The organism is Streptomyces sp. NPDC058000 (assembly GCF_042886435.1).
GTDB lineage: Bacteria > Actinomycetota > Actinomycetes > Streptomycetales > Streptomycetaceae > Streptomyces.
On sequence record NZ_JBHVQS010000023.1, the window covers coordinates 80274 to 100715 of the forward strand.

The 20442-nt window shown below is 70.4% G+C and carries 23 protein-coding genes and 4 tRNA genes; 6 read left to right on the forward strand and 21 right to left on the reverse strand.

The genetic code is table 11. The annotated features are described in order from the left end of the window. Positions 1-114: 114 nt before the first annotated feature. From rplL to ACFVT2_RS22695, 8 genes are all read right to left on the reverse strand, one after another. Entirely contained in the window at positions 115-501 is a 387-nt protein-coding gene (gene rplL, locus ACFVT2_RS22660) for a 50S ribosomal protein L7/L12 (protein WP_390020626.1), read from the reverse strand. A gap of 107 nt (positions 502-608) precedes the next feature. Continuing rightward, positions 609-1139: a 50S ribosomal protein L10 gene (gene rplJ / locus ACFVT2_RS22665; protein ID WP_390020628.1), complete on the reverse strand. Its 531-nt coding sequence runs from the start codon at positions 1137-1139 to the stop codon at positions 609-611. A gap of 318 nt (positions 1140-1457) precedes the next feature. Continuing rightward, positions 1458-2273: a hypothetical protein gene (locus ACFVT2_RS22670; RefSeq protein WP_390020754.1), complete on the reverse strand. Its 816-nt coding sequence runs from the start codon at positions 2271-2273 to the stop codon at positions 1458-1460. 192 nt (positions 2274-2465) lie between these two features. After that, the gene (gene rplA, locus ACFVT2_RS22675) at positions 2466-3182 is read right to left on the reverse strand and encodes a 50S ribosomal protein L1 (protein WP_390020630.1); all 717 of its coding nucleotides are present in this window, start codon (positions 3180-3182) and stop codon (positions 2466-2468) included. Between the two features lie 83 nt (positions 3183-3265). Next, positions 3266-3700: a 50S ribosomal protein L11 gene (gene rplK / locus ACFVT2_RS22680; RefSeq protein WP_128507227.1), complete on the reverse strand. Its 435-nt coding sequence runs from the start codon at positions 3698-3700 to the stop codon at positions 3266-3268. A 166-nt stretch (positions 3701-3866) separates the two neighbouring features. After that, a complete protein-coding gene (nusG, locus tag ACFVT2_RS22685) occupies positions 3867-4751 on the reverse strand; it encodes a transcription termination/antitermination protein NusG (RefSeq protein WP_390020635.1) in 885 nt (294 codons plus the stop codon). Between the two features lie 71 nt (positions 4752-4822). Then, the gene (gene secE / locus ACFVT2_RS22690; RefSeq protein ID WP_100604435.1) at positions 4823-5119 is read right to left on the reverse strand and encodes a preprotein translocase subunit SecE; all 297 of its coding nucleotides are present in this window, start codon (positions 5117-5119) and stop codon (positions 4823-4825) included. A gap of 110 nt (positions 5120-5229) precedes the next feature. Next, positions 5230-5302, reverse strand: a tRNA-Trp gene (locus ACFVT2_RS22695). A 188-nt stretch (positions 5303-5490) separates the two neighbouring features. Here ACFVT2_RS22695 and ACFVT2_RS22700 point away from each other — a divergent pair. Both ACFVT2_RS22700 and ACFVT2_RS22705 read left to right on the forward strand, forming a co-directional pair. Then, complete coding sequence (locus ACFVT2_RS22700; RefSeq protein ID WP_390020638.1) at positions 5491-6726, forward strand: pyridoxal phosphate-dependent aminotransferase; 1236 nt, start codon at positions 5491-5493, stop codon at positions 6724-6726. A gap of 134 nt (positions 6727-6860) precedes the next feature. After that, positions 6861-7889: an adenosine deaminase gene (locus ACFVT2_RS22705; protein ID WP_390020641.1), complete on the forward strand. Its 1029-nt coding sequence runs from the start codon at positions 6861-6863 to the stop codon at positions 7887-7889. Positions 7890-7916: 27 nt separating this feature from the next. On the opposite strand, the gene ACFVT2_RS22710 is transcribed toward ACFVT2_RS22705, so the two are convergent. The 6 genes from ACFVT2_RS22710 to ACFVT2_RS22735 form a co-directional block, all read right to left on the reverse strand. After that, positions 7917-8981 (reverse strand): UDP-N-acetylmuramate dehydrogenase, encoded by a 1065-nt coding sequence (locus tag ACFVT2_RS22710; protein WP_390020643.1) that lies wholly within the window; start codon positions 8979-8981, stop codon positions 7917-7919. A gap of 59 nt (positions 8982-9040) precedes the next feature. Continuing rightward, complete coding sequence (locus ACFVT2_RS22715) at positions 9041-9475, reverse strand: MaoC family dehydratase (RefSeq protein WP_390020645.1); 435 nt, start codon at positions 9473-9475, stop codon at positions 9041-9043. Between the two features lies 1 nt (position 9476). Beyond that, positions 9477-9929 carry a MaoC family dehydratase N-terminal domain-containing protein gene (locus ACFVT2_RS22720; protein ID WP_390020647.1) on the reverse strand — a complete coding sequence of 151 codons (453 nt, stop codon included), beginning with the start codon at positions 9927-9929 and terminating at the stop codon, positions 9477-9479. An 85-nt stretch (positions 9930-10014) separates the two neighbouring features. Then, positions 10015-10179 (reverse strand): 50S ribosomal protein L33, encoded by a 165-nt coding sequence (gene rpmG / locus ACFVT2_RS22725; RefSeq protein ID WP_087927546.1) that lies wholly within the window; start codon positions 10177-10179, stop codon positions 10015-10017. Between the two features lie 89 nt (positions 10180-10268). Continuing rightward, positions 10269-10341, reverse strand: a tRNA-Met gene (locus ACFVT2_RS22730). A 46-nt stretch (positions 10342-10387) separates the two neighbouring features. Beyond that, positions 10388-10460: transfer RNA gene (locus tag ACFVT2_RS22735), tRNA-Thr, on the reverse strand. A 181-nt stretch (positions 10461-10641) separates the two neighbouring features. Between ACFVT2_RS22735 and ACFVT2_RS22740 the strand changes: the two genes are divergently transcribed. Both ACFVT2_RS22740 and ACFVT2_RS22745 read left to right on the forward strand, forming a co-directional pair. Next, a complete protein-coding gene (locus ACFVT2_RS22740) occupies positions 10642-11895 on the forward strand; it encodes an amidohydrolase family protein (RefSeq protein WP_390020650.1) in 1254 nt (417 codons plus the stop codon). A gap of 57 nt (positions 11896-11952) precedes the next feature. Next, complete coding sequence (locus ACFVT2_RS22745; protein WP_390020652.1) at positions 11953-12615, forward strand: NAD(P)H-binding protein; 663 nt, start codon at positions 11953-11955, stop codon at positions 12613-12615. Between the two features lie 130 nt (positions 12616-12745). On the opposite strand, the gene ACFVT2_RS22750 is transcribed toward ACFVT2_RS22745, so the two are convergent. Beyond that, complete coding sequence (locus tag ACFVT2_RS22750; RefSeq protein ID WP_390020654.1) at positions 12746-13093, reverse strand: zinc-binding dehydrogenase; 348 nt, start codon at positions 13091-13093, stop codon at positions 12746-12748. 60 nt (positions 13094-13153) lie between these two features. Between ACFVT2_RS22750 and ACFVT2_RS22755 the strand changes: the two genes are divergently transcribed. Then, entirely contained in the window at positions 13154-13798 is a 645-nt protein-coding gene (locus ACFVT2_RS22755; protein ID WP_390020657.1) for a TetR/AcrR family transcriptional regulator, read from the forward strand. A gap of 147 nt (positions 13799-13945) precedes the next feature. Here the strand turns inward: ACFVT2_RS22755 and ACFVT2_RS22760 are convergent. Continuing rightward, positions 13946-14027, reverse strand: a tRNA-Tyr gene (locus tag ACFVT2_RS22760). Positions 14028-14216: 189 nt separating this feature from the next. On the opposite strand from ACFVT2_RS22760, the gene ACFVT2_RS22765 reads away from it, so the two are divergent. Continuing rightward, positions 14217-14705, forward strand: coding sequence for a YajQ family cyclic di-GMP-binding protein (locus ACFVT2_RS22765; RefSeq protein WP_390020660.1), 489 nt, complete (start codon positions 14217-14219; stop codon positions 14703-14705). Between the two features lie 405 nt (positions 14706-15110). Here ACFVT2_RS22765 and ACFVT2_RS22770 read toward each other — a convergent pair whose 3' ends face one another. The 5 genes from ACFVT2_RS22770 to ACFVT2_RS22790 all read right to left on the reverse strand — a co-directional run bounded on the left by ACFVT2_RS22770 (position 15111) and on the right by ACFVT2_RS22790 (position 20378). Further along, positions 15111-15584 carry a hypothetical protein gene (locus ACFVT2_RS22770; protein WP_390020663.1) on the reverse strand — a complete coding sequence of 158 codons (474 nt, stop codon included), beginning with the start codon at positions 15582-15584 and terminating at the stop codon, positions 15111-15113. A 91-nt stretch (positions 15585-15675) separates the two neighbouring features. After that, positions 15676-16068 carry a YccF domain-containing protein gene (locus ACFVT2_RS22775; RefSeq protein WP_390020666.1) on the reverse strand — a complete coding sequence of 131 codons (393 nt, stop codon included), beginning with the start codon at positions 16066-16068 and terminating at the stop codon, positions 15676-15678. Between the two features lie 118 nt (positions 16069-16186). Beyond that, a complete protein-coding gene (htpX, locus tag ACFVT2_RS22780; RefSeq protein WP_390020669.1) occupies positions 16187-17056 on the reverse strand; it encodes a zinc metalloprotease HtpX in 870 nt (289 codons plus the stop codon). 215 nt (positions 17057-17271) lie between these two features. Beyond that, positions 17272-18795 (reverse strand): NADH-quinone oxidoreductase subunit N, encoded by a 1524-nt coding sequence (locus tag ACFVT2_RS22785; RefSeq protein WP_390020671.1) that lies wholly within the window; start codon positions 18793-18795, stop codon positions 17272-17274. Then, positions 18795-20378 (reverse strand): NuoM family protein, encoded by a 1584-nt coding sequence (locus ACFVT2_RS22790; protein WP_390020757.1) that lies wholly within the window; start codon positions 20376-20378, stop codon positions 18795-18797. The genes ACFVT2_RS22785 and ACFVT2_RS22790 overlap by 1 nt, the downstream gene beginning before the upstream one ends. Positions 20379-20442: the final 64 nt, after the last annotated feature.

Genomic DNA, 20442 nt, shown 5'->3' on the forward strand with positions numbered 1-20442 from the left:
AGTGCAGCCGGGGCGGGTACGCGGAAGGGCGACCACCCGTATGGGTGATCGCCCTTCGCGGTGTCCGCGTTACAGCCTCAGCCGCAGCGGACGGGAGTCAGAGACTCACCGAGGTCACTTGACCTCGACGGAGGCACCGGCGCCCTTGAGGGCATCGGCGGCCTTGTCGGCGGCAGCCTTGTCGACCTTCTCCAGAACCGGCTTCGGGGTGCCGTCGACCAGGTCCTTGGCCTCCTTCAGGCCGAGGGAGGTCAGCTCACGCACGACCTTGATGACCTGGATCTTCTTTTCGCCGGCACCGGTGAGGATGACGTCGAACTCGTCCTGCTCCTCCTCGGCGGCGGCGGCCGGGGCACCCGGGGCACCGGCGGCGACGACGGCGGCCGGGGCGGCAGCGGTGACGTCGAAGCGCTCCTCGAAGGCCTTCACGAACTCGGCGAGCTCGATGAGGGTCATCTCGTCGAACTGGGCAAGCAGGTCTTCCTGGCTGAGCTTCGCCATGATGGCGGTCCTTCCACTAATTCGGCTGGTGCCGGATGTACATTTCGGCGGGCGTGCGGCCCGCTGTAACCCGCGCCGGGACGGCGCGGATCATGACGCGAGCCGAATTACTCGGCACCGCCCTGCTCGGCCTTCTTGGCGCGAAGCGCTTCCGCGGTGCGGACGAACTTCGACGGGAGCGCCTGGAAGAGCGCGGCAGCCTGGGACTGCTTGCCCTTCATGGCACCCGCCAGCTTGGCGAGCAGAACCTCGCGGGACTCGAGGTCCGCAAGCTTCTTGATCTCGTCGGCGGAGAGCGCCTTGCCGTCAAGGACACCGCCCTTGATGACGAGGTTCTGGTTCTCCTTGGCGAAGTCACGAAGACCCTTCGCCGCCTCGACCGGGTCACCGGTCACGAAGGCGACGGCCGTCGAGCCACTGAGGTGCTCGTCCAGCGCAGTGATCCCGGCCTCCTGGGCCGCGATCTTGGTCAGCGTGTTCTTCACCACACGGTACTGAGCGTTGTCACCGAGCGAACGACGCAGATTCTTGATCTGCGCAACGGTAAGACCGGTGTACGCGGTCACAACAGCGGCGTTCGAGTTGCGGAACTTCTCGGCAATCTCGTCGACGGCTGCGACCTTGTCGGGCCTCGCCATGAGCCTCGGCCTCCTTCCGGGTGATGAGGACCGCGCAGAAGGGGCTGGGCAAAACAAACGCCCCGGCGCAGGGCACGGGGCGTTACTCAACCGAACAGAAAACTGTCCGGGAGTCTCTCCACACAACCTGCGCAGGCCGTCCGCAGCTAGCGGATCCTTCGGCCACCACACGTCCAGGACCGGACGCGCAGAGACAACCAGCGGTCTTTGGCTTCCGGGACACCGTACGGGAACGGCCCGCGCGCAGGCAAATCGGCTGAGCGGGGGCTCGGGGACGCGCCCCGGGCCCCCGCTCATCAGCGAGTCAATTCAACGGACTTACTGGTAGACCTTGGTGTCGCTGGCCGCCGGCGGCGTCACCGAGACCTTGGTGCCGTAGTCCGAGTAGAAGACCGTCGAGTCGTACGGCGCGGACTTGCTGTCCATCTGCTCGCGCTTCTTGACCAGCAGGTTGTCCGAGCTCACCCAGAGGTCGATGGTCTCGGTCGTGGCGCCCGTCCGCTGCAGCTGCTGCTCCAGGGCCTTGAGGTCCGCCTCGCTGACGTTCTTCGTCTGCATGCGGGTCAGCTCGCTCACCGAGAGCGTGCCGTTGTAGTGGGTCGCCTGGACGCCGCGGACGTCTTCCTTGCCGACTTCCTTGACCTTGCCCGAGGCGATCAGCAGGTCCACCGACCGGCCCGGGTTGTTGTTGTTCATCATGTCCTTCATCAGGGCGCCGGCCGGGCCCATCTTCTTGGCCATGACGTCGTAGTCGTACTTGATCCAGTTCTTGCCGCCCAGGGGCATGCCCATGTTCATGTACATCGCGTCCGGCGTGTACAGCGCCTTCATGGGCTTGCCGGAGCCGCCCATCGGGCCGCCGGCCTGGGTGATGTCCACGGACATGTGCATGCCGGACGACCAGTCCATCGCGCCCTTCAGGGTCTGGGTCACCGTGCCGTTCTTGGTGGTGCCCTCGACCTTGGCGGAGTTCTTGCCGTTCGTCTGCTGCGAAGCCGTCTTCAGCGAGGCCAGAGCTGCCTCCAGCGGAGACTTCGCCCCTGCCGCGTCGTTGCTGCCACCGCTGGCGCTGCCACCGCCGGTGCCGTTGCTCTTGTCGCCGCCGCTGTTACAGGCGGTCAGACCGGCCATCATGACAACTCCCGCCGCAACGGCGGCGGCGATACGCGTGGTACGCACTGAGGCTCCCCCTTAGATCTCCATATGGACCTCGGAGGCGACTGTAGTGCAGGCCACTGACAGCACATGCGTCAGGCCCCGCCTTCCTTACGGAGAGCGGGGCCTGACGGTAACTCGTCACACGCTACGAGGCATCGATCGGCGAGATCAGACGGCCTCGTCCTCGGAGAGGAGGTTGCGGCTGCGGTTGGGGTCCACCGGGATGCCGGGGCCCATGGTGGTGGCGATCGTCGTCTTCTTGATGTAGCGGCCCTTGGCAGCGGACGGCTTCAGACGGGTGATCTCCTCCAGCGCAGCGGCGTAGTTCTCCACCAGCTTGGTGTCGTCGAAGGACACCTTGCCGATGATGAAGTGGAGGTTGGAGTGCTTGTCGACGCGGAACTCGATCTTGCCGCCCTTGATGTCCGTGACAGCCTTGGCGACATCCGGGGTGACGGTGCCGGTCTTCGGGTTCGGCATCAGACCACGGGGACCGAGCACGCGGCCGAGGCGGCCGACCTTGCCCATGAGGTCCGGGGTGGCGACGACGGCGTCGAAGTCCAGACGGCCCTTGGAGACCTCGTCGATCAGTTCGTCCGAGCCGACGATGTCGGCGCCGGCGGCTTCCGCGGCCGCAGCACGGTCACCGGTCGCGAAGACCAGGACCCGGGCGGTCTTACCGGTGCCGTGCGGGAGGTTCACGGTGCCACGGACCATCTGGTCGGCCTTGCGCGGGTCGACGCCCAGACGCATGGCAACCTCGACGGTCGCGTCGAACTTGGCGGACGTGGTGTCCTTGGCGAGACGGACGGCCTCAAGCGGGGCGTACAGACGCTCCCGGTCGATCTTCGCGTCCGCGTTGCGAAGAGTCTTGCTGCGCTTCACTTCTGCTCCTGATGCAGTGGGGTGGAGTCGTGGTACGGACCAGCGCCTGGCCCTGCCACGTAGGTGCCGTGAGGGGCTGAGGTTCAGCCCTCGACCGTGATGCCCATGGAACGGGCGGTGCCGGCGATGATCTTCGACGCGGCGTCCAGGTCGTTGGCGTTCAGGTCGGGCATCTTGGTGGTGGCGATCTCGCGGACCTGCGCCTCGGTGATCTTGGCGACCTTGGTCTTGTGCGGCTCGCCGGAGCCCTTCTCCACGCCCGCAGCCTTCAGGATGAGCTTCGCGGCCGGCGGGGTCTTGGTGACGAAGGTGAAGGAACGGTCCTCGTAGACCGTGATCTCCACCGGCACGACCATGCCACGCTGCGACTCGGTCGCGGCGTTGTAGGCCTTGCAGAACTCCATGATGTTGACGCCGTGCTGGCCCAGCGCGGGGCCGACCGGCGGAGCCGGGTTGGCCGCGCCGGCGCTGATCTGGAGCTTGATAAGCCCCGTGACCTTCTTCTTCTTGGGAGGCATGCTCTCTCCGGGTCCTAGTGAGAGGTGGTTCGCCCCGCAATCCGGTCATCCGGATGGAGGCATACCGCACCACGATAACGGGTACTGTCGTGCGGCCAAAAACCGCGCAGGTCAGACCGGCTGTACGCCGGTCTGACCTGGTCGGTAGCTGAAGGTCCGGAAGAACCTAGTTCTTCTGGATCTGGTCGAAGCTCAGCTCGACCGGGGTCTCGCGACCGAAGATCTCCACCAGACCCTTGACCTTCTTCGAGTCGGCGTTGATCTCGTTGATCGTGGCCTGCAGCGTCGCGAAGGGACCGTCGGTGACGGTGACGGAGTCGCCCACCTCGAAGTCCAGAACCTGGACCTCGACCTTGCGGGACGGAGCCGGCCTGCCCTCGGCCGCGGCGGCCTCCTTGGCAGCCTTCTCCTCCGCCTCCGGGGCGAGCATCTTGACGATCTCGTCCAGGGTCAGCGGGTACGGGTCGTAGGCGTTGCCGACGAAGCCGGTGACGCCCGGGGTGTTGCGGACGACGCCCCAGGACTCGTTCGTCAGGTCCATGCGCACCAGGACGTAGCCCGGGAGCTTGTTCTGGCGAACCGTACGGCGGTCACCGTTCTTGATCTGCACGACCTCTTCCTGCGGCACCTCGGCCTGGAAGATGTAGTCCTCGACGTTCAGCGAGACGGCGCGCTGCTCAAGGTTGGTCTTCACGCGGTTCTCGTAGCCCGCGTAGGTGTGGATGACGTACCACTCGCCGGGGAGTCCGCGCAGCTCGTCACGGAGGGCGGCCACCGGGTCGACCGGCTCCTGCTCCTCCGCGTCCTCGGAGACCTCGTCGGCCTCCTCGTCCTCGACGTGCACGGCGGCCGCCTCGGCGGGCTCGCCGGCGTCGGCGTCCTCGGCGTCCAGCTCGTCGACGTCGTCGGCGCCCGCGACGATCTCCGCGGCGGCCTCCTCGTCAGCGATGGCCGCAGCGTCCCCCTCGACCTCGGCCGAGACGGCCTCGTCAACCTCGGCCTCTGCAGCCGCGACGGGCTTGGCGGCGTCGTTCAGGTTCGGGTCAGACACGTGGCTGCTTCTTCCTTGCTTCAAGGGGTTGAACGTGCGAAGGGCCGCCCGCAGAGGCACCCTCCGCGGGATCAGCCGAAGACGTACCCGACGACTCGGTTGATTCCCAAGTCAATCACGGTTACGAGACCGATGATGACGGCCACGAAGACGATCACCACGGTGGTGTACGACGACAGCTGGCCGCGCGACGGCCAGACGACCTTGCGGAGTTCCGCAATGACCTGACGGTAGAAGAGCGCGAGCCGCGCGAAGGGCCCCTTCTTGCCGCGCTTACCGCCGCGGCGGGGCTTCTTCTGGGACTCCGTGGTGTCGTCCTCAGAACGACCACGCTCAGGCATGTCGATGGAGCCCAGGGCGTCCGTCACTCGTCCTCACCTGAATCCGGGTCGTGGCCGTGTGCCGCGTCCGGCCCGGCCGCACGGCGGTGCATTTCGTACGTACGCGTGCACGCACCTGGTGATGAAAGTGCGTGTAGCAGGGCCGGAGGGACTTGAACCCCCAACCGCTGGTTTTGGAGACCAGTGCTCTACCAATTGAGCTACGACCCTTTGTGGTTCCCCCAACCTACCGCATGCGGGCGACTGCACTTTGTCGTGCATCGTGCGCCGCGGCGACTCGGTGGAAGCCAACGGTCAGCGAGTGTACGTGGTTCAGGGCCGGGCGTCGAACAGGAACCTCCCGTACCACCCCGCAAACCCGTGCAACGGGGCCGACCGCGGTCTGCGACGATGCCCCTATGAGCGCTGCCACTCCCTCCGCATCGTCCCCCGCCGACCGCCGGGTTTCCGTCCGCGTCGGTTCGATCTCCGAGTCCGCCACCCTCGCCGTCGACGCCAAGGCCAAGGCCCTCAAGGCCGCCGGGCGCCCGGTGATCGGCTTCGGCGCCGGTGAGCCCGACTTCCCCACGCCCGGCTACATCGTCGAGGCGGCGGTCGAGGCCTGCCACAACCCGAAGTTCCACCGCTACACCCCCGCGGGCGGCCTCCCCGAGCTGAAGTCCGCGATCGTCGCGAAGACGCTGCGCGACTCCGGCTACGAGATCGAAGCCGCGAACGTCCTGGTCACCAACGGTGGCAAGCAGGCCATCTACGAGGCCTTCGCGGCCATCCTGGACCCGGGTGACGAGGTCATCGTCCCGGCTCCGTACTGGACCACCTACCCCGAGTCGATCCGGCTCGCGGGCGGTGTGCCGGTCGACGTGGTCGCCGACGAGACCACCGGCTACCGGGTGACCGTCGAGCAGTTGGAGGCGGCCCGCACCGAGAAGACCAAGGTGCTGCTGTTCGTCTCGCCGTCGAACCCGACCGGTGCGGTCTACCCCCGCGAGCAGGTCGAGGCGGTCGGCCGTTGGGCCGCCGAGCACGGTCTGTGGGTGCTGACCGACGAGATCTACGAGCACCTGGTCTACGGGGACGCGGAGTTCTCGTCGCTGCCGGTCGTGGTGCCGGAGCTGCGCGACAAGTGCATCGTCGTCAACGGCGTGGCGAAGACGTACGCGATGACCGGCTGGCGGGTCGGCTGGGCGATCGGCCCCAAGGACGTCATCAAGGCGGCCACCAACCTCCAGTCGCACGCCACTTCCAACGTCTCCAACGTGGCGCAGGCCGCGGCCATCGCGGCGGTCAGCGGCGACCTGACGGCCGTCGAAGAGATGAAGGTGGCCTTCGACCGGCGTCGGAAGACCATCGTGCGGATGCTCAACGAGATCGACGGCGTGCTGTGCCCGGAGCCGGAGGGCGCGTTCTACGCGTACCCGTCGGTCAAGGGGCTGCTGGGCAAGGAGATCCGCGGCAAGCGCCCGCAGTCCAGCGTCGAGCTGGCCGAGCTGATCCTGGAGGAGGCGGAGGTCGCCGTCGTCCCGGGTGAGGCCTTCGGCACCCCCGGCTACCTGCGGCTTTCGTACGCGCTGGGCGATGAGGACCTGGTCGAGGGTGTCTCCCGGATCCAGAAGCTGCTGGCCGAGGCGAAGTAGTCGGCGCGGTCGGCGCAGTCGGCCGCTCGGCGTGCGGGGTCGGACCATCGTCCGGCCCCGCACGCCTTTTTGGTGGTCCCTCCGTTCGGGGCGGGGCCTATGCCCGTGGCGGCCGGGTGCGGCAGTATCTGCGGATGGAGCGTGTTCGTGATCTGCGTCAACTGCCGAAGGCCCACCTGCACCTGCACTTCACCGGCTCAATGCGGCCGGCGACGCTGCTGGACCTCGCCGACAAATACGGCGTCCACCTGCCGGACGCACTCACGAGCGGGAATCCGCCCCGGCTCAGCGCCACCGACGAGCGCGGTTGGTTCCGCTTCCAGCGGCTCTACGACATCGCCCGGTCCTGCCTGCGGTCGCCCGAGGACATCCAGCGGCTGGTGCGGGAGGCGGCGGAGGAGGATGTCCGGGACGGCTCCCGCTGGCTGGAGATCCAGGTCGACCCGACCTCGTACGCACCGCGGCTGGGCGGGCTGATCCCGGCCCTGGAGATCATCCTGGACGCGGTGGACCGGGCCGCCCGGGACACCGGGCTGGGCATCCGCGTCCTGGTCGCCGCGAACCGGATGAAGCACCCGCTGGACGCCCGCACGCTGGCCCGGCTGGCGGTGCGCTACGCCGACCGCGGGGTGGTCGGTTTCGGGCTCTCCAACGACGAACGCCGGGGTTTCGCCCGGGACTTCGACCGGGCCTTCGCCATCGCCCGGGACGGCGGCCTGCTGTCGGCGCCGCACGGCGGCGAGTTGTCCGGGCCGGCGAGCGTCCGGGACTGCCTGGACGATCTGCACGCCGCCCGGATCGGGCACGGGGTGCGGGCCGCGGAGGACCCGGTGCTGCTGCGCCGGCTGGCGTCCCGCGGGGTGACCTGCGAGGTGTGCCCGGCGTCCAATGTGGCACTGGGCGTCTACGGGAAGCCGGAGGACGTGCCACTACGGACGTTCTACGAGGCCGGCGTCCCGATGGCGCTGGGCGCCGACGACCCACTGCTGTTCGGCGCGCGGCTGGCCGCCCAGTACGAGATCGCGCGCACCTCGCACGCGTTCACCGATGCCGAGTTGGCCGAGTTGGCCCGGCAGTCCGTGCGGGCCTCCCGCGCGCCCCAGGAGGTGCAGCGGGTGATGCTGGCGGACATCGACGCCTGGCTGGCAGCCCCGGTCTCCTAACGGACCCGGGGCTGCCGCCGGTGGCCCTTACAGGCTGACGCCGACCGTCACCGGTTCGTTGACGAGGGTGACCCCGAAGGCGTCGCGGACGCCGTCACGGACCTCGCGGGCCAGGGCGAGCAGGTCCTCGGTGGTGGCCTGGCCGCGGTTGGTGAGGGCGAGGGTGTGCTTGGTGGAGATCCGGGCCGGGCCGCTGCCGTAGCCCTTGGTGAAGCCGGCCCGGTCGATGAGCCAGGCCGCGGAGGTCTTCACCCGGCCGTCGCCGTCCGGGAAGGCGGGCGGTGCGGTGTCGGGGCCGAGGCGGTCGTGGACCCGCCGGACGAGGTCGGCGTGCTCGGCCTCGGTCAGGACGGGATTGGTGAAGAAGGAGCCGGCGGACCAGGTGTCGTGGTCTTCGGCGTCCAGCACCATGCCCTTGCTCGCCCGGAGCGCCAGGACGGTCTTGCGGGCGACGGTGAGCGGCACCCTGTCCCCGGTGCCGACGCCGAGGGCGCGGGCCGTCTGGTCGTACTTCAGGGGCGCGGAGCGGCCGTCCGCGTCCTCCAGGGCGAACCGGACCCGCAGCACGACGAACCGCTCGGGGTGCTGCTTGAAGCGGCTGTGACGGTACGAGAAACCGCACTCCTCGCTGGAGAGGGTGACCGTCTCGCCGGTCCGGCGGTCGTAGGCGACGACCTCGGTGAGGGTCTCGGAGACGTCCTGGCCGTAGGCGCCGACGTTCTGGATCGGGGTGGCGCCGGCCGAGCCGGGGACACCGGCCAGGCACTCGACGCCGGCCAGTCCGGCCTCGACGGTGCGGGCGACGGCGTCGGACCAGTTCTCGCCCGCGGCGAGTTCCAGGGCGGTGCCGTCGAGGGCGAAACCGCGGGTGGCGATGCGCAGGGCCGTGCCGTCGAAGCCCTTGTCGCCGATGACGAGGTTGCTGCCGCCACCGATGATCAACAGCGGGGTGCCGGCGTCGTCCGCCGCACGGACGGCCGCGATCACCTCGTCGTCGGTGGTGGCCGTGACGAGCCGGGTCGCGGGGCCGCCGAGCCGGAAGGTGGTCAGCGGGGCGAGGGGGGCGTTGTTCTCTACGTGGCGTTCCTGCACCCGGCCAAGGGTACGGGGGCGGTCCGGCGGTACCGGGCCGGCCGCCCCGCGCGGCTGCCTCAGGCGAGCCTGACCACGGCGCGGGACATGCCCAGCACCTTCTGGCCGGCGCTCTTGGCGGTGAGGTCGACCCGAACGGTCCGCTCCTCGTCGTCGAGCTTGGCCGCGACCGTGCCGCTGACCTCGATCAGCGCGCCGGTCTCGTCGTTGGGCACGACGACGGGCTTGGTGAAGCGCACGCCGTACTCGGCGACCGCACCCGGGTCACCGACCCAGTCCGTGACCACTCGGACCGCCGAGGCCATGGTGAACATGCCGTGCGCGATGACGTCCGGCAGTCCGACCTCCTTGGCGAACTTCTCGTTCCAGTGGATCGGGTTGAAGTCCCCGGAGGCACCCGCGTACTGCACGAGTGTGGCGCGGGTCACGGGGAAGGTCTGCGTGGGGAGTTCGGTGCCGACCTCGACGTCGTCGTAGGCAATCTTCGCGGTCATCTCAGACCTCCTCAGCGCGTCGGGCGACGAGTTTGGTGATGGCGGTCACAACCTGCTCGCCGGCCTCGTCGTGCACCTCGCCGCGGATGTCGATGACCTCGTTGCCGGCCATGGACCTGATCGCCTCGATGGTGGAGGTCACGGTCAGCCGGTCACCGGCGCGCACCGGCCGCCGGTAGGCGAATTTCTGGTCGCCGTGCACCACCCGGCTGTAGTCCAGACCAAGTTGCGGGTCGGCCACGACCAATCCGGCGGCCTTGAATGTGATGGCAAACACGAAAGTCGGCGGCGCGATCACATCGGAGTGACCGAGCGCCTTGGCGGCTTCGGTATCCGTGTAGGCGGGGTTGGTGTCACCGATCGCCTCGGCGAATTCACGGATCTTTTCCCGGCCGACCTCGTACGGGTCGGTGGGCGGGTACGTGCGTCCGACGAATGACTGATCGAGCGCCATGGGCTCGCAACCTCCCTGTACTGATGGTGCTAATGCCGCGAGGCCGCCCCCAGGAAATGGGGACGGCCTCACAGACGAGCCTGAGTTATCGCGTCTCGCGGTGTGCGGTGTGCGCCTTGCAGCGAGGGCAGTGCTTCTTCATCTCAAGGCGATCCGGGTCATTACGCCGGTTCTTCTTGGTGATGTAGTTCCGCTCCTTGCACTCCACGCAGGCCAGCGTGATCTTCGGGCGGACGTCGGTGGCAGCCACGTGAGTGCTCCTTGACGAACAAGTAGTCGATTAGAACGCATAGAAGAGTAGCCGATCGGAGGACCGACCCCACAATCGGCTACTGTCAGTAGCGGTGACCGGACTTGAACCGGTGACACAGCGATTATGAGCCGCTTGCTCTACCGACTGAGCTACACCGCTGCGATGCGAGAGTTCCCCGTCCAAGGACGAGGTCCCCACACATCAGAGCCCCAATACGGAATCGAACCGTAGACCTTCTCCTTACCATGGAGACGCTCTGCCGACTGAGCTATTGGGGCGAGCGATGAAGACATTACACGGCCCGCCGCCAAACGTGAAATCCGTATCCGCGTCGCGCCCCAACGGCCCCCCGCACCACACCGGTACGACTATTTCGCGCCTGCGCCATGTGCTCCGGGCCGCGCCCTAGGCTCGGAACCACCCCGCGTGATCTTGCACGCCGTGGCTTCGAGGAGCGCGATGTCCGACAGCAGTTCGCCGCAGCCCGGGAAGCCCGGGGGTGCCGGTCGGTACGCCCGGCCGGAATCCGGCGCGCTGGTCCTGTGCGGCGCCCGGCTCGCCGACGGCCGCACCGTGGACGTCCGACTCGGCGGCGGGCGCATCGAGGCGGTCGGCACGGCCGGCAGCCTCGCCCCGCAGGGAGCCCGGGTGGACCTCGCCGGCTACCTGCTGCTCCCGGCCCCCGCCGAACCGCACGCGCACTGCGACACCGCCCTGACGGCGGACGCCGACGGGCCCGCCTCCGACTCCGCCGAGGACGTCCAGCGCCGCACGACCGAGGCGGCGCTGCTCCAGCTCGGGCACGGAGCCACTGCCTCCCGGAGCCATGTGCGGATCGGCGGCGTCCAGGGGCTGCGGGCGCTGGAGTCGGTGCTCCAGGCCCGGCGGGCGTTGCGCGGGCTGGCGGATCTGGCGGCGGTGGCGGTGCCGCGGGTGCTGACCGGGGTGGCCGGCGCGAACGGGGTGGCGATGCTGCGGGACGCGGTCAAGATGGGCGCCACGGTCATCGGCGGCTGCCCGGACCTGGACCCCGACCCGGCCGGCTACGTGGAGACCGTCCTGGAGGTGGCCGGCGAGCACGGCTGCCCGGTGGACCTGCACACCGACGGCGACGATCCGGCGCGGCTGGCCCGGTTCGCGGCGATGTGCGGCGGGCTGCGGCCCGGGGTGGCGATCGGGCCGTGCGCCGGGATGGCGCGGATGCCGCGGAGCGTGGCGGCCCGGGTCGCGGAGCAGTTGGCGGCGGCCGACGTCACCGTCGTCTGCCTGCCGCAGGGCGACTGCACGGGCCTGGAGAGGAACGGCACCCGGGTGTCGCGGCCGGCGCCGGTGCGGCTGCTGCGGGCGGCCGGGGTGCGGGTGGCGGCGGGCAGCGGGGCGCTGCGGGACGCAGCGAACCCGGTGGGGCGGGGGGACCCTCTGGAGGCCGCGTACCTGCTGGCCTCTTTGGGAGAGGCGACACCGGAGGCGGCCTACGAGACGGTGAGTTCGGCGGCGCGGGCGACGCTGGGGCTGCCGGAGGTGCGGGTCGAGGCGGGTTTCCCGGCGGAGTTGCTGGCGGTGCGCGGGGAGCGGATCGCCGGGGTGCTCTCGTTGGCGTACAGCCGGATCGTGGTGCACCGGGGGCGTGTGGTGGCGCGCACCAGCGCGGTGCGCGAGTACTGCGATTCGGTGGATGTGGCGCTGGAGCTGCCCCGCCAGTCGCAGCGCTGAGCGCCGCACCGGCCGGTCCTCCGGTGTGCCGGGGCGGTTCGGCGTACGGTCGGCAGCATGCGCATTGTCATCGCAGGTGGACATGGTCAGATCGCGCTGCGGCTGGAGCGGTTGCTGCATGCGCGCGGGGACGAGGTCTCGGGGATCGTCCGGCGGCCGGAACAGGCCGGCGATCTGCTGGCAGCGGGTGCCGAACCGGTGGTCTGTGACCTGGAGTCGGCGTCGGTGGCCGATGTCGTCCGGCACCTTGAGGGCGCGGACGCGGCCGTCTTCGCGGCGGGCGCCGGGCCGGGCAGCGGCGCCGCGCGCAAGGACACGGTCGACCGCGGCGCGGCGACGCTGTTCGCGGACGCGGCCGAGGCGGCGGGCGTACGGCGCTTCGTGGTCGTCTCGTCGATGGGTGCGGACCGGGAGCCCCCGGAGGGCACCGATCCGGTCTTCGCGGCCTATCTGCGGGCGAAGGGCGCCGCGGACGCCGACGTACGGGCCCGGGCCGGGCTGGACTGGACGATCCTGCGGCCCGGCCGGCTCACCGACGACCCCGGTACCGGCCAGGTGACACTGGCCGACGCGACCGGGCGCGGGGCGGTCTCGCGGGACGACGTGGCGGCCGTACTGGCGGCGCTGCTGGACGAGCCGGACACGGCCGGGCGGACGCTGGAGCTGATCGGCGGGGACGTGCCGGTGGCGGACGCGGTGCGGAACGCGGCGTCGCACTGAGGTGCCCGACGGCGGACGCGCCCTCGCGGCCCTGAGGGCGCGTCTGCCGCCCTGTGACGGCCGCGCGCCTCTCCCTGGACGTTGGGACGGCGTCGGGCGCCCCAGCGTCGACTGGGGCCCGCGCCGGCCGCTACGGGAGGACGAGGATCCGGCCGAGGTGGGACCGCTCCTCGATGAGCCGGTGCACGGCGGGCGCCTCGGCGAGCGGGAACCGGGCGTGGACGGCGGTCCGCAGCCGTCCGGACGCGGCGTGGTCGGCCAGTTCGGTCATCTCCGCGCGGGCCTGCTCCGGGGCGGCCGTGCGCCAGGCCAGCAGGGAGAATCCGGCGACCGCCTTCAGGGCGAAGAGGCTGGTCACGGGGACGTCGAGCAGGTCGTTGCCGACGGCGCCGTAGACCACGACACGGCCGAACGGCGCCAGCAGGTCCGGGCTCTGCCGCAGGATCCCGCCGCCGACGGAGTCCAGGACCAGGTCCACGCCCTCGGGTGCGGCCTCACGGACCCGCTCCGGCCAGTCGTCGGCCGAGCCATGGGGAGCATGCTGGCCAGGCCGAGGTCCACCCCGTCGGGTACCGGGGCGAGGCGCCGGCGCGCCATCCTGCTGGCGACCGAGGAACTCCTGGCGCGCCATGCGCCGGAGAAGATCTCGATGGAGCAGGTCGCCGCCGCGGCCGGGGTCGGCAAGGGGACCGTCTTCCACCGCTTCGGCAGCCGCATGGGCCTGATGCGGGCCCTGATGGAGGAGCGGGCGGTGGCGCTGCGCGAGGCGGTCACCGGCGGCCCGCCGCCGCTGGGGCCGGACACCACCCCACGCGAACGGCTGCTGGCCTTCCTGGACGCCGTCGTTGAGCTGATCGCCCGCAACAAGGGGCTGTTGGCCGCGCTCTGCCACGCCAGCACGACCGCCCAGCGCCCCGCCACCGAGGACGACGAACCGCACGGCGAGCACCCGTTCCACGCCTTCTGGCACGGTCACGTCAGCGCGCTGCTCGCCGCACAGCGCCCCGATCTGGACGCCGGGCTCCTGGCCCACTTCCTCATCGGGGCCCTGCAGAACGAACCCGTCCTGCGGCTGCTGGAGCGCGGCGAGACCGCGCGGGTGGCCGGGACGCTGCGCGCGTTGGTCGTCGGGCTGCTGGACGCCGTACCGCCGGCCGACGGGGACGCGCCCGGGACACCGTGAGGCCCACCGGGCGGCACACCGGGACGCCGGCACACCGGGACGCAGAAATCCACCCGACCCGGAACCGGGCCGCGGTGCCACCCGAAAGGCGGCAACACGAAAGACCCCTGAATCGCATTTCTACGATTCAGGGGTCTTTCCTGGCTGTGGCGGCGCCAGGATTCGAACCTGGGAAGGCGAAGCCGGCAGATTTACAGTCTGCTCCCTTTGGCCGCTCGGGCACACCGCCGGGTTGTGTCGTCGGGAGCCCCGCTGTGGGGCGGCGCTCCGTGGCAACGACGTAAACCTTACCCGATGACAGGGGGTGCTTTGCCACTCGATTCGGGAGCGCTGGATCTTGGCCGGGTGGCTAGGCTTGGCAGGCGGCCCAGGAAGGGCCGCATCTCTGATGGATCTACGTACGAGGAGCCAACCCACAATGGCCGACTCCAGTTTCGACATCGTCTCGAAGGTCGAGCGGCAGGAGGTCGACAACGCCCTCAACCAGGCCGCCAAGGAGATCTCGCAGCGCTACGACTTCAAGGGCGTGGACGCGTCGATCCAGTGGTCGGGCGAGAAGATCGAGATGCGGGCCAACGCCGAGGAGCGCGTGAAGGCCGTCCTGGACATCTTCCAGTCCAAGCTGGTCAAGCGCGGGATCTCGCTCAAGGCGCTGGAGACCGGCGAGCCGCAGGCGTCGGGCAAGGAGTACCGGATCTCCGCCTCGATGCAGGAGGGGATCTCGCAGGAGAACGCGAAGAAGGTCGCCAAGATCATCCGCGACGAGGGGCCGAAGGGCGTCAAGGCGCAGGTGCAGGGTGACGAGCTCCGGGTCACCTCCAAGAGCCGGGACGACCTGCAGACCGTTCAGCAGCTGCTGCGCGGCAAGGACCTGGACTTCGCGGTCCAGTTCGTCAACTACCGCTGAGCGTCCCCTGAGGGGGCGTGCGGTACGCAGTGAGCCGATGGGGCGGCGCGACACGGGAGCGCGCCGCCCCATCGGCGTTCCGGAATGCGGGGATGGTCGGGGCCCAACACGCGCTCGTTGTCCTGGAGCAGGTCGGCGAACGCGGTCGCCGCTCTCGCCGCATCCCCGGCCTCGCCCCGACAGGAGGCCAGGTTGGAGCGGGCGACGAGCGTGTCTGGCAGTTGGGTCTTGCCCGCCCCGCCGGTTCCGGTCAGTGCCTGGCTCAGTACCGCGGTGCCCCCGCCTGTGACCGCTGCCCGCAGGTGGTCGGCCTCGGCCCGGTGGCGGAGCCGACGGCGAGGCCGCCGTGGTCGGCATAGATGCTGGTGGGCCAACCGGGCGTGACGGGAGTGGCTCCGGGGCCGCTCAGCCCTGGTGCGGACCCGGTTGGGGAGGGTTTCCCAGGGTCACGTTCCCCATGGTCCAGGCGGCCGCGGAGCCGTGGTCGGCTTGGATCCGCACGTCCCCGGCGACGGCTTGTCCCCCGTCGCCGGCCGACGCCCCGCCGTGGGGGGCGTGCTGGGCCAGCAGGGCGCTCAGTTCCTCGGCGGCCCGGGTCCGCTCCGTCGCGTCCAGGTTTTCCAGCAGAGCTTCCATCCGGGCCTGCCATGCCGCCTCCTGACGGACGCGTGCCCGCTCCGTCCCGGTCGCGTCGGCGGGCTCCAGCTCGCTCGCGGCCTGGTCCAGGCGCTCCAGTTCCGCTCGCTCGCGCTGCTCGTCGCCATGGCCGAACCAACGCGCCAGCGCCTGGCGCAGCCCGGTCCACGCATCCGTGCCCGCGGCCTGCACCACCGCGGTCCCGCCCGCTGCGGCCAACGCCGCCAATGCCTGATCCAGCATCCCCGATCTCCCTCCCCAGAGTGTCCGGCAGCACGGTAGCGCTGTATCCGACACCCGCTCAGCTTCATGAGGACATGCGCACTGCGTCCGGTCAGCGGGTGGCGAAGGGCTGGTCGGTGGGGACGATCTCGCGGCCGAGCGGCAGCAGGGAGAGCGGGATCATCTTGAAGTTGGCGATGCCGAACGGGATCCCGATGATCGTCACGCACAGGGCGATGCCGGTGACGATGTGGCCCAGGGCCAGCCACCAGCCCGCGAAGATGACCCAGATGATGTTCCCGATCGTCGAACCGGCGCCGGCGTCACGGCGCTCCACGGTCGTCCGGCCGAACGGCCACAGGGCGTAGCCGGCGATGCGGAAGCTGGCAATGCCGAAGGGAATCGTGACGATCAGTACGCAGCAGATGATTCCGGCGGCGACGTAGCCGAGCGCCATCCAGAAGCCGCTGAGGACCAGCCAGATGATGTTGAGGATGAACTTCATGAGCGGCAGCCTTCCAGGGGCGGGTCGGGGAGTGGTTCCGCCGTCCTAGACGCGGCCGACCGCGGGAAACGTTGCGTCCTTGGGCCACATGATCGAAAGGCGCGGTCGGCGGCCGGCCTCAGGGGCGGTGGTGGCCGGCCATCTGTTCCAGGCGGGCGATGCGCTCGGGCATCGGCGGGTGGGTGGAGAAGAGGCGGGAGAGGCCCTCGCCGGGACGGAACGGGTTGGCGATCATCATGTGGCTGGCGGTCTCCAGGCGGGGCTCGGGCGGCAGTGGGAGCTGCTGGGTGCCGAGCTCCAGTTTGCGGAGGGCGGAGGCCAGGGCGAGCGGATCGCCGGTGAGCCGGGCGCCGGAGGCGTCGGCCTGGTACTCGCGGGAGCGGCTGACGGCGAGCTGGATCAGCGAGGCCGCGATCGGGCCGAGGATCATGATCAGCAGCGTGCCGAGGATGCCCGGGCCCTCGTCATCGTCGTCGGAGCGGCCTATCGGGATCAGCCAGGCGAAGTTGACCAGGAACATCACGACCGAGGCCAGTGCGCCCGCGACGGAGGAGATGAGGATGTCGCGGTTGTAGACGTGGCTGAGCTCGTGGCCGATGACGCCGCGCAGCTCGCGCTCGTCGAGGATCTGGAGGATGCCGTCGGTGCAGCAGACGGCGGCGTTGCGGGGGTTGCGCCCGGTGGCGAAGGCGTTGGGTGCCTGGGTCGGGGAGATGTACAGGCGCGGCATGGGCTGGCGGGCCGCGGTCGAGAGCTCGCGGACCATGCGGTAGAGCTGGGGCGCCTCGAACTCGCTGACCGGGCGGGCCCGCATCGCGCGCAGGGCGAGTTTGTCGCTGTTCCAGTACGCGTAGGCGTTGGTGCCCACGGCGATCAGGACCGCGGCGATCAGACCCGTACGGCCGAAGAAGCTGCCGATGACGATGATGAGTGCGGACAGTCCCCCAAGGAGTACGGCGGTCCTGAGCCCGTTGTGCCGGCGGTGCACGGTACGCCCTCCAAGTGGTGCGGCAGGGGAACCCTTTGCTTCGTTTCTCCACTCTCCAGTGGACCCTTACTCACTGGTCAACGCGAGATGAGCAGGGGTGGTTCCCCAGGCCGTGCCTGGTGGGGGCCGGGTGGGGTGCGGCCGGCGGGGTGACCGTAGGGCCGGGCGGATTGCCGGGCGGCCCTACGGCCGGGAGGTGCCTGGAACCGCCGGCTCTAGAGGAGGGCGCCGGCGGCGAAGCGGAGGACCAGCTGGGGGGCGCCGGAGAGGGCGACGCCCAGCACGGTGGCGAGTGCCAGGGCGGTGGACAGCGCCGCCGGGATCGGGGCGCGGGGCTGCCCGGCGGGCTCGCCGGCCGGGGCCTTCGCGGGCCGGAAGAGGAGCCCGGTCCACTGGAGGTAGTAGTAGAGCGCGATCACGACGTTCACGGCCATGACGACGGCGAGCCAGCCCAGCCCGGCGTCGACCGCGGCCGAGAAGACCGTCACCTTGGCGAACAGGCCGATGATGCCCGGCGGGAGGCCCGCCAGGCACAGGAGGAAGAAGCCGAGGGCGAGCGCCACCAGGGGGCGACGGTGGTAGAGGCCCTGGTAGTCGGCGAGGCGGTTGGCGGGGCGGGTGCGGGCCACCAGGGTGGCGACGGCGAAGGCCCCGAGGTTCACCGCGGCGTACATCAGGGCGTAGGCGACGGTGGAGCCGATGGCGTGCGCGGGGTCGTGGGCGTAGCCGGCGGCGGCGATCGGGACCAGCAGGTAGCCGGCCTGGCCTACGGAGGACCAGGCGAGCAGGCGGACGGCACTGTGGGTGCGGGCCGGGTCCTGGCGGAGCGCGGCGACGTTGCCGACGGTCATGGTGAGCGCGGCGAGCACGGCCAGCACCGGGCCCCAGACGTCCGCGTACGCGGGGAAGCCCTGGACGGCGACCAGGATCAGGCCGGAGAAGCCGACCGCCTTGCCGACCACGGAGAGGTACGCGGCGATCGGCAGCGGCGCGCCGACGTAGGTGTCCGGCACCCAGAAGTGGAACGGGGCGGCGGCGGTCTTGAAGGCGAAGCCGACGAGGGTGAGCGCGACGCCGACGCTGGCCAGGGTGGCCAGGCGGGGGTCCGGGAGGGCGGTGAGGGCGTGCGCCACCCGGGAGAGGTGGAGGCTCCCGGTGGCCGCGTAGACGAAGCTCACCCCGAGCAGCATCACGGCGGTGGCGGCCACCGAGGAGAGGAAGAACTTCAGCGCCGCCTCCGAGGAGAGCCGGTCGCCGCGGCGCAGTCCGACCAGGGCGAAGGCCGGCAGCGAGGCGACCTCCAGCGCGATGACCAGGGTGGCCAGGTCCCGGGAGGCCGGCAGGAGGGCGGCGCCGGCGGCCGAGGAGAGCAGCAGGAACCAGTACTCCCCGGCGGGCAGGTCGTGGTCCTTGATGGTGTCGATGGACAGCAGGGCGGTCAGGAGGGCCCCGGCGAGCACCAGGAACTGGACGATCAGGGTGAAGTGATCGGCCACATAGCTGCACGCCTCGGGGGTGCCGGCCAGGCAGAAGGTGCGGCGGTGGCCGTCCAGGAGGGGCAGCAGAAGGAGCGCGGAGGCGGCCAGGCCGGCGGTCGCGAGCCAGCCCAGCAACGGCTTCCGGGCGGTGGGCAGGAAGAGGTCGGCGACGAGCACCACCAGGGCGACGGCCGCGGTGAGGGTGGGCGGGGCGATGGCGAGCCAGTCGACGGACTGGACCAGCGAGGTGACCTGACTCATCACTTACCGCCTCCGAGGAGCTGCTGGACGGCCGGGTTCGTGAGGCCGAGGAGGGCCGCGGGCCACAGTCCGGTGAGGACGGTGAGGACGGCGAGGGGGCTCCAGGCCGCGTATTCGTAGCGCGCGAGGTCGGGGAGGGCGGTGGCCGGCCCGCCGGCTTCCGTTGGGGACGTCGGGGCCTTCAGGGTGCCGCCCATGCAGATCCGGCGGACGACCAGCAGGAGGTACGCGGCGGTCAGCAGGGTGCCGAGGCCGGCCAGCGCCATGAACGTCAGGAACGCGGGGCGGCTGAGGCCGGCGGCCGGGTGGAACGCGCCGAACATCGCCAGCATCTCGCCCCAGAAGCCGGCCAGTCCGGGCAGGCCCAGGGAGGCGACGGCGCCGAAGGCCAGCAGGCCGCCGAAGCGGGGCGCGCGGCCGTAGAGGGCGGCGCCGGTGGTGCCCGCCAGGGTGTCCAGGTCGGTGCTGCCCAGACGGTCCTTGAGGCCGCCGACGAGGAAGAAGAGCAGGCCGGTGATGAGGCCGTGCGCGACGTTGGCGAACAGCGCGCCGTTGACGCCGGTGGGGGTCATGCTGGCGATGCCGAGCAGGACGAAGCCCATGTGGCCGACGGAGCTGTAGGCGATCAGGCGCTTGAGGTCGCCCTTGGCGCCGGTGCGGACCAGGGCGAGGCAGGCCAGCGAGCCGTAGATGATGCCGACGGCGGCCAGTGCGGCGAGGTACGGCGCGAAGGCGTGCATGCCCTCGGGGGTGATCGGCAGCGCGATCCGGACGAAGCCGTAGGTACCCATCTTCAACAGGACGCCGGCCAGCAGCACCGAGCCGGCGGTGGGGGCGGCGGTGTGCGCGTCGGGCAGCCAGCTGTGCAGCGGCCACATCGGGGACTTGACGGCCAGTCCGATGCCGACGGCGAGCACCGCGATGACCTGGACGGTGTGGCTGAGCTGGGCTTTCGGGCCGTTGTCAGTGGCGAGTGCGACCATGTCGAAGGTGCCGGATTTCAGCCCGATGAGGAGGAGGCCGAGCAGCATGACGACGGAGCCGAGCAGCGTGTAGAGGATGAACTTCCAGGCGGCCGCCTGCCGTCCCGCTCCGCCCCAGCGGGCGATGAGGAAGTACATCGGGATGAGGACCATCTCGAACGCGAGGAAGAAGAGCATCAGGTCCAGGACGGCGAAGGTCGCGAGGGTGCCGGATTCCAGGACGAGGATCAGCGCCACGAATGCCTTGGGGGACGGGCCCGTTGGCATGTTGAAGTAGCTGTAGAGGGCGCAGAGGAAGGTCAGCAGGGCGGTCAGGACGAGGAGGGGGAGCGAGATGCCGTCGACGCCGAGGTGGATACGGATGCCGAGCGCCGGGATCCAGCTGAGGTCGGTGGTGGCCTGCATACGTGCCGGGTGACCGTGGTCGAAGCCGACGGCCAGCGCGATCGTCGCGGCGAGCACCACGCCGGAGACGGTCACGCCGTGGCGCAGCACGGCCTGGTCGGGGTTCTTCCCCTTCAGGCCGGGCGGGGCCGGCAGCAGTGCGGCGAGCGCGCCGACGAGCGGGAGGACGACGGAGCCTGCGAGGAGGATCTGCAGGGCGGTGTGGTTCACGGGTCAGGCCCTCCTCAGGGTTTCGGCTCCGGCGAGGCAGGCCACGAGG

Coding starts and splice junctions, on each gene's coding strand:
- rplL (WP_390020626.1), bottom strand. CDS start 501: ATGGCGAAGCTCAGCCAGGAAGACCTGCTTGCCCAGTTCGACGAGATG.
- rplJ (WP_390020628.1), bottom strand. CDS start 1,139: ATGGCGAGGCCCGACAAGGTCGCAGCCGTCGACGAGATTGCCGAGAAG.
- ACFVT2_RS22670 (WP_390020754.1), bottom strand. CDS start 2,273: ATGATGGCCGGTCTGACCGCCTGTAACAGCGGCGGCGACAAGAGCAAC.
- rplK (WP_128507227.1), bottom strand. CDS start 3,700: ATGCCTCCCAAGAAGAAGAAGGTCACGGGGCTTATCAAGCTCCAGATC.
- ACFVT2_RS22700 (WP_390020638.1), top strand. CDS start 5,491: ATGAGCGCTGCCACTCCCTCCGCATCGTCCCCCGCCGACCGCCGGGTT.
- ACFVT2_RS22705 (WP_390020641.1), top strand. CDS start 6,861: ATGGAGCGTGTTCGTGATCTGCGTCAACTGCCGAAGGCCCACCTGCAC.
- ACFVT2_RS22715 (WP_390020645.1), bottom strand. CDS start 9,475: ATGACCGCGAAGATTGCCTACGACGACGTCGAGGTCGGCACCGAACTC.
- ACFVT2_RS22720 (WP_390020647.1), bottom strand. CDS start 9,929: ATGGCGCTCGATCAGTCATTCGTCGGACGCACGTACCCGCCCACCGAC.
- ACFVT2_RS22740 (WP_390020650.1), top strand. CDS start 10,642: ATGTCCGACAGCAGTTCGCCGCAGCCCGGGAAGCCCGGGGGTGCCGGT.
- ACFVT2_RS22745 (WP_390020652.1), top strand. CDS start 11,953: ATGCGCATTGTCATCGCAGGTGGACATGGTCAGATCGCGCTGCGGCTG.
- ACFVT2_RS22755 (WP_390020657.1), top strand. CDS start 13,154: ATGCTGGCCAGGCCGAGGTCCACCCCGTCGGGTACCGGGGCGAGGCGC.
- ACFVT2_RS22765 (WP_390020660.1), top strand. CDS start 14,217: ATGGCCGACTCCAGTTTCGACATCGTCTCGAAGGTCGAGCGGCAGGAG.
- ACFVT2_RS22770 (WP_390020663.1), bottom strand. CDS start 15,584: ATGCTGGATCAGGCATTGGCGGCGTTGGCCGCAGCGGGCGGGACCGCG.
- ACFVT2_RS22775 (WP_390020666.1), bottom strand. CDS start 16,068: ATGAAGTTCATCCTCAACATCATCTGGCTGGTCCTCAGCGGCTTCTGG.
- ACFVT2_RS22785 (WP_390020671.1), bottom strand. CDS start 18,795: ATGAGTCAGGTCACCTCGCTGGTCCAGTCCGTCGACTGGCTCGCCATC.